General features: G+C 62.3%; 2 protein-coding genes and 3 pseudogenes. All 5 read right to left on the bottom strand.

Going from position 1 to position 6,626, the window contains the following annotated elements:
• Positions 1-574: 574 nt before the first annotated feature.
• The 5 genes and pseudogenes from K8U03_23085 to K8U03_23065 all read right to left on the bottom strand — a co-directional run bounded on the left by K8U03_23085 (position 575) and on the right by K8U03_23065 (position 6,542).
• A pseudogene (locus K8U03_23085) lies at positions 575-1,360 on the bottom strand (prolyl oligopeptidase family serine peptidase).
• 110 nt (positions 1,361-1,470) lie between these two features.
• Positions 1,471-2,943, bottom strand: coding sequence for a DUF1501 domain-containing protein (locus K8U03_23080; protein MCE9607781.1), 1,473 nt, complete (start codon positions 2,941-2,943; stop codon positions 1,471-1,473).
• A 53-nt stretch (positions 2,944-2,996) separates the two neighbouring features.
• Entirely contained in the window at positions 2,997-4,622 is a 1,626-nt protein-coding gene (locus K8U03_23075; protein MCE9607780.1) for a DUF1553 domain-containing protein, read from the bottom strand.
• A gap of 711 nt (positions 4,623-5,333) precedes the next feature.
• Positions 5,334-6,170, bottom strand: a pseudogene (locus tag K8U03_23070) (DUF1549 domain-containing protein).
• A pseudogene (locus K8U03_23065) lies at positions 6,156-6,542 on the bottom strand (hypothetical protein). Before K8U03_23065 ends, K8U03_23070 begins: the two co-directional pseudogenes overlap by 15 nt.
• Positions 6,543-6,626 lie beyond the last annotated feature (84 nt).

The raw sequence follows: 6,626 nt of genomic DNA, 5'->3' as shown, positions 1-6,626 counted from the left end.
GGCGACCGGCGAGATCGAGCTTGTAAGTCCACACGACCTTGCCGTTCGGCTCGTACTCGCGCACGGCGCCGTCGGCTTCGTGGCAGACCAGATAGTTGCCGCTCGCGAGTTTGCGAACCAGGCGCGTGTCCTTATGCGCGTTCGGCTTCTCGAGCGTGAGCGGCATCTCGAAGACGATCTTCCCTGTCGCATCGACTTCGACGATCCGGCCGTTGCCGCTTTCGGCGACCATCGTGCGACCATCGGCCAAGCGCTCGAAGGCATGGACTTCGACTCGGCCCGTGTAACCCGACTTCGGCAAGGCTTCGTACTGCCAAACGATCTTCTTCTCCGGCGTCATCTCGACGAGCTTCGTCGCGCTCGTCGGCAAGAGAATGTTGCCGCTCGGGAGCAGAGCGAGGTCGTGGGCTTGATGACCGTTTTTGAATTCCCATTCGACCGTCTTGCCGTCGAGGCCGAGGATCGCGATGCGGCCGTTGTCGGACCCGAGCACGCGATGCGCAGCGGACGAGGAGCTTGTCGAAGCGGGAGTCGGCGGTGCAATGGCTTTATCCAATAGCGCGGTGTGGTTGTAAACGAAGTCGACGATCGGCCGTGGATCTTTCAAGCTATGCGGATGATGGCCGATGCCCGGCTTGGCGATCACCGTGATCGGGCCGCCGAGTTGCTTGTAGCGCGTTTCCAAGAGCTTCGTGTTTTCCTCGAACGGCACGACGTCGTCGGCATCGCCGCAGACGTGCAGTAGCGGAACCTTGTGCTTCGCCAGCGGGGCGAGATTGTCGACCGGGTTCAGCTTATAAGCGAGAGCTTCCGCTTCCGTGAGGCCATAGGCTTCGAGGCAGCGCTTCCAATCGCCGGGAGAACCTTTCCCTTTTCCCTTACCGCCGGGCCAGCTTTTGAAATCGCAGACCGGTGCGTCGTTGTAGATGCACGCGACGCGCGTCGGATTGCGCGCCGCCCAATTGAGCGAATACAAGCCACCTCGGCTGAACCCTTCGAGCGCGACCTTCGGCATGAGGCCGTACGTCTTGACGACGTGCTCGTAGAACCTATCCATCGCATCGAGCGCCGCCGGCGAACCGTAAAGATTTTGCACGTTCACATACGCGACGTGGAACCCTTTGTTTAAGAGCGCGAGATCGGCTTGCGGCTCGTGGCCGAAGAACTCGGTGCGCCAGATCCACGGCTTGCCGACATCGGCTTTCGGCGGCACGATCAACTGCGCGGCCCGACCGTCGACGGCAAAGTCGAGCCGCTCGAAGCCGTTCCATTGCGACTTTTTGACGTCGGCGGAATCAGCCGCGGCGAGCGATGCGGTGAGGGTGAGGAGAAGTGCGACGAACGTCAAATATCGGATCATGGTTGTACATTAGCCGGAACGAGTTAGCGTCCGGTCCAAAGGCGTCATTTCAAACGTGGGATTCGATCTTGGGAACCGGGGGCTAACGCCTTCCGGTTAATCGGCCGGCGCTACGCGATCACTTGCCGGATCGGCTCGGCTCCTTCTACGCCGACGAGTTTCGTGTCGAGGCCGTTGTAGAAGTAGGTGAGCTTGTTCGGGTCGAGGCCCATCTGTTGCAGCACGGTGGCGTGGAGATTCTTGACGTGGAATCGATCGCTCACGGCGGCCGAGCCGAGTTCATCGGTCGCGCCGACGCTCACGCCACCCTTGATGCCGCCGCCGGCCATCCACATCGTGAAGCCGTAGGCGTTGTGATCGCGTCCGGTTCCCTTGGCGTATTCGGCGGTCGGTTGCCGGCCGAACTCCCCACCCCAGACGACGAGCGTTTCGTCCAGCAAGCCGCGCTGACGAAGATCCTTCAGCAAGCCGGCGATCGGCTTATCGGTGTTGCCCGCGTGCTTCGAGTGGTTCACGACCATGTCGGATTGCGCGTCCCAGTTGTCGTCGTTGTGAGCGCCGCCCGAATAGATCTGGATGAAGCGCACGCCGCGCTCGACCAAACGTCGCGCCAGCAAACACTTCTTGCCGAAGTCGGCGGTGGGCGGTTCGTCGAGGCCGTACAGTTTTTCGGTGTCGGCGGTTTCTTGGGCGAAATCGACCGCTTCCGGCGCGTGTTGCTGCATCTTGAACGCCAACTCGTAGCTCGCGATGCGGGCCGCGAGCTCCGTGTTGTCGGCGCGCGTCGAGAGGTGGGCGTGGTTCTTCTCGCCGAGCCGGTCGAGCATCCGCCGCTGCGCCTCCTTCGTCATGTCGGGCGGGAGCCGCAGATCGTGAATCGGCGTGCCGTCGGCGCGGACGACCGTTCCTTGATACGCGGCGGGCATGTAGCCGCTCGACCAATTCTTCGGGCCGGAGATCGGGCCGCCGGTCTTGTCGAGCATCACGACGTAGCCCGGCATGTTTTCGTTTTCGCTGCCCAGGCCGTACGTGATCCACGTACCCATGCTCGGGCTGCCGCTGAGGATGCGGCCGGAGTTCATCATGAGCATCGCCGAGCCGTGGATCGGCGATTCGGCATACATCGAATGCAGGAAAGCGATGTCGTCGACGCAGGTGCCGACGTGGGGAAACAGATCGCTCACGTACTTGCCGCACTTGCCGTATTGCTTGAACTTCCACTTCGGGCCGACGACGCGCCCCTCGTTGCGCTTGCCGCCCCGGCCGAATGTCTTGATGGGAATCGTCTTGCCGTCCAGCGGATAAAGCTCCGGCTTATAGTCGAACGTGTCGACTTGGCTCGGGCCGCCGTACATGAACAAAAAGATGACGCTCTTCGCTTTGGCCGGCAACATCGGCGGCTTCGGCTGCATCGGGTTGATGAACTTCGGCGACGTTTCGGCGGCACCGGCCGAGCGCGAGGCGAAGAAGTCGTCGCGCGCGAGGAGCGACGTGAGCCCGAGACCGCCGAACCCGGCGCCGGCTTCCCAAAGAAACTCGCGACGCGTACGGCGGCAGAATTGGTTGGCGGAAGGGTGGCTCATGGCAGTGGCCGGTGGTCAATGGTCGGTGGTCGGAAGACAGGCGGCAGCGGCAATCAATCGAGGTAGAAGAATTCGTTCGTGTTCAGTGCGAGCAGGCAGTAAAGCTTCAAGGCGTCGGCGGCCGTGAGCTTGTCGTCGAGCATCGTTCGTTGCACGAACGCGACGTCGCGGCCGATTTCGTCGATCGGGGCGTTGCGTTGCGTCGTGAGGCGGATTGCGCGGCGGATCTGCGCGGCGAGATCGTTCGGGTGTTCTTGTTCCAATCGCCGGGCCAGGGTCGAGGCTTGCTCGTGGATGAACTCGCCGTTGAGCATGCCGAGCGACTGCGTCGGCACGGTGGTCGTGTAGCGAACCGCGCAGCTCGAGTCGGTGTCGGCTTGGTCGTATTGAGCGAGAATCGGCAACTGGAGCGACCGCTTCACATGCACGTAAACGCTTCGCCGGCTGCTCTCGCTCGGCGACGAGATCGGCCAACCTTCGCCCGGCCGCGATTGCCCCGCGAAGACTTCTTTCGGAATCGGCGGATAGACGCTCGGGCCGGCAATCGCCGGGTTGAGCTTGCCGGTGACCGCGAGGATCGAGTCGCGCACTTCTTCGGCCGCGAGTCGCCGCATCGGGAAGCGCCAATAAAGTTGGTCGGCCGGATCGAGCCGGAGCCCGTCGGGCGTGGCTTGCGAAGAGAGCCGATAAGTGTTGGAGAGCATGAGAAGTTTGTGCATCGCCTTGATCGACCACGGCGCGGCGCGAGACGGTGTGGCATTAGACACAGCGGCGTTTGTCGAGCGATCGGCAGAGGCATCGCTCGCGCCGCGCATGAACTCCAGCGCGAGCCAATCGAGCAACTCCGGGTGCGTCGGCAATTCGCCGAGTTTGCCGAAGTCGTTCGAGGTGCCGACGATGCCCCGACCGAAATGATATTGCCAGAGACGATTGACGAAGACGCGGGCCGTCAGCGGGTTCCGTGCATCGACGAGCCATTCGGCGAGCGCGCGGCGTCTGCCGGTGGGAGTGCCTTCCTGGCGATTCCCCTGAGCCGTGACGACGACGTCGGACGTGGCGGCCGCGAACTCCGCTTCGCTCGGTTCCTTCGGAAGCGGAAACGTATAGCCGGCCGGCGCGAGCACTTCCGGAACGCCGACCGGAACTTCGTCGCCGAGAGCCTGCGGCAGCCCGCGCAAGAGAATGTGAGTCTTATTTCGACCTTGTTCGACGACCGCCATGACATCGAAGCCCGGGCTCGCAAGCTGTGTCTTGCGGCTCGCTTCCAGTTCTCGCGCGAGTTCGAGATAGCGCTTCGTCTTCGCTTTGCCGAGCACTTCGTCTCCGAAATGGCGCACCAGCGCTTCGGGCGAATCGTAGCCGTCGACAAGGCGAACGTCGATATATTGTCCGCCTCCCGACTGCTTGCAGGTAACCCCTAAGATGTTCGCACCCGGCTTGAGATGCTTCGTCGCTTTCGCGTCGAGCTCGATGCGCTCGTACTTCGTGGTGAAGCCGGTTGCTTGAAAGACGAGGTTGCCGTTGAAAAAAATCTCGACGTCTTCATCGTGATGCACATCGAGCGAGATCTTGTCGATCGCGGCAGGGAGCATGATTTTCTTACGAAGCCAGATTTCCTTCGTGTTCCATTCGGTCGCGACTTTGCCTCCCGGCACTCCGCGGGTGCCGAAGCCGGCCATGCCGCGCTTCCACGTTTCGGCGCGGAAGTCGAGCAGGTTCCAATTCGGATGCTCCGGCTTCGTGAACGTGTACGACCAAGCCTGGTCGCCGTTGCCGGCGATCAGATCGGTCGGCGGAAGATCGTCGCTCAGCAGGCGGCGCGTAAAGCCGGGGCCGCTCCAAGCGAGAACAAGCTCCGGGCTTGCCGTGCCGTTGAAGTATTCGAGCCGGAGCTTATGCAGTCCGGCGTCGAGGCGAATGCTCTGGTCGACGACATGCCGCCCCGGTTCGGGCTTCGCGACGATCGCCTTGCCGTCGACGAGCAAGCGTGCCCCGGCCGCGGCCGTGAGATGGAACGTGTACTCGCCGCCGGAGGGAACGCGAAGTCCTCCTTCGAACACTAAGCCGATCGCCTCGGAGCGGGAGGCCGGCGAAAGCGAGATGCGATTGCTCGCGAGCGCTCGGGTCGTTTCCGGTTTGAGAGCGTCGAAATCAGGAAGCCGCTTCCAAGTATCGCGATAGAAACGATACGTCAGGTCGACTAAGTCCGACGAGCCGACGTTGCCGAGCTGGATACCGTGCTTCGGAGCGCCGGAGAGAAAGAATTGCTCGAGCGCATAAATCTCGGCGTAAAGCTCGGCTTCGCGATCGGTTTTCCTACGGACGGCCTCGGCGTGGGCCGCGGTTTCTTCGCGCGTGGCGACATGTCGCAGGTTTTCCCGATTCATGCCGCTGACGTTGTGAAAAAACGCCAGAAACTTGTAGTAGTCGCGTTGTGGAATCGGGTCGCGCTTATGATCGTGGCACCGCGCGCAACCGACGCTCATCCCGAGCACCACGCCGGCCGTGGTCGAAGCGATGCCGTCGAGGACGTCGTAGCGCGCGAGTTCGCGATCGGCCGGCTCGTCGTCCCATACGCCGAGACGATAGTAGCCGGTCGCGATGAGCGACTCGGGCGTGACGCGGTCGAGCTCGTCGCCGGCGAGTTGTTCGCGGAGGAATCGGTCGTACGGTTTATCTTGGTTGAAAGCGCCGATCACGTAGTCGCGATAGCGCCACGCAAACGGCTTGGCCGAGTCGCGCTCGTAGCCGTGCGATTCGGCGTAGCGGACTAGGTCGAGCCAGTGCCGACCCCACTTCTCGCCGTAGTGAGGCGAGGCGAGAAGTTTGTCGAGCAGCTTGTCGTAAGCCGCGGGCGATTCGTCGGCGACGAACGCATCGACTTCTTCGGGCGTCGGCGGCAGGCCGGTGAGGTCGTAGTAGGCGCGGCGGATCAAGGTGCGTTTGTCGGCAGCCGGGGCAGGGGCGATGCCGCGCGCTTCGAGCTTCGCGAGCACGAACGCATCGAGGGGCGAACGAGTCCAGGCTTGGTTGCGCACCGACGGAATCTTCGGCGCGGCGACCGGTTTATACGCCCAATACTTCCGATCTTCGTCGGTCACGCCCGGCTTCTTGACGACGACGTGTGCCGGTTCTTTTTCTAAATGGGCAGGCCAAGGCATTCCTTCTCGTACCCAACGCGTCAGCACCGCGATCTGCTCGGCCGGCAGCTTGCCGCTCGGAGGCATTTCGAGTTCTTCATAGCGAACGGCTTGGAGCAGCCGGCTTGCTTCCGGCTTCTCAAGATCGACGACTTTGCCGAGTTCGCCGCCGCGCAGCACCGAGGCCCGCGAGGTGATCGAGAACGCGCTCGCGATCTTCTCTTCGCCGCCATGACACTTCACGCACTTACCGACCAAGATCGGCTGCACTTCGCGCTCGAAGAATTGGAGCTGGGCGGGAGTGAACGCCGGCACTTTCGCTGCCGCGCGTTCTTCCGCAGGCTTGTCGGCAGCCATGCTCTGCGAACCTGCAACAACCCAACCCAGCAAAGCCGAAAACAATGCGAGCAGAGTCGACGCAGCAGAGCGAGCGACGAGTGTGGTTGGGAGAGGAGCCATCACGTCACCGTAACAGGAACAGGCGGGGAATCGAGACGGGAGTTATTTTCTAAAGGTTTGAATATAATTCTGTCGCTTGCTAAG

The sequence above is a fragment of the Planctomycetia bacterium genome (genome assembly GCA_021413845.1).
In the GTDB taxonomy this organism is placed as follows: domain Bacteria; phylum Planctomycetota; class Planctomycetia; order Pirellulales; family PNKZ01; genus PNKZ01.
The sequence above is the reverse complement of the archived record's forward strand: the minus strand, read 5'-3'. Positions and strand labels throughout refer to the sequence as shown.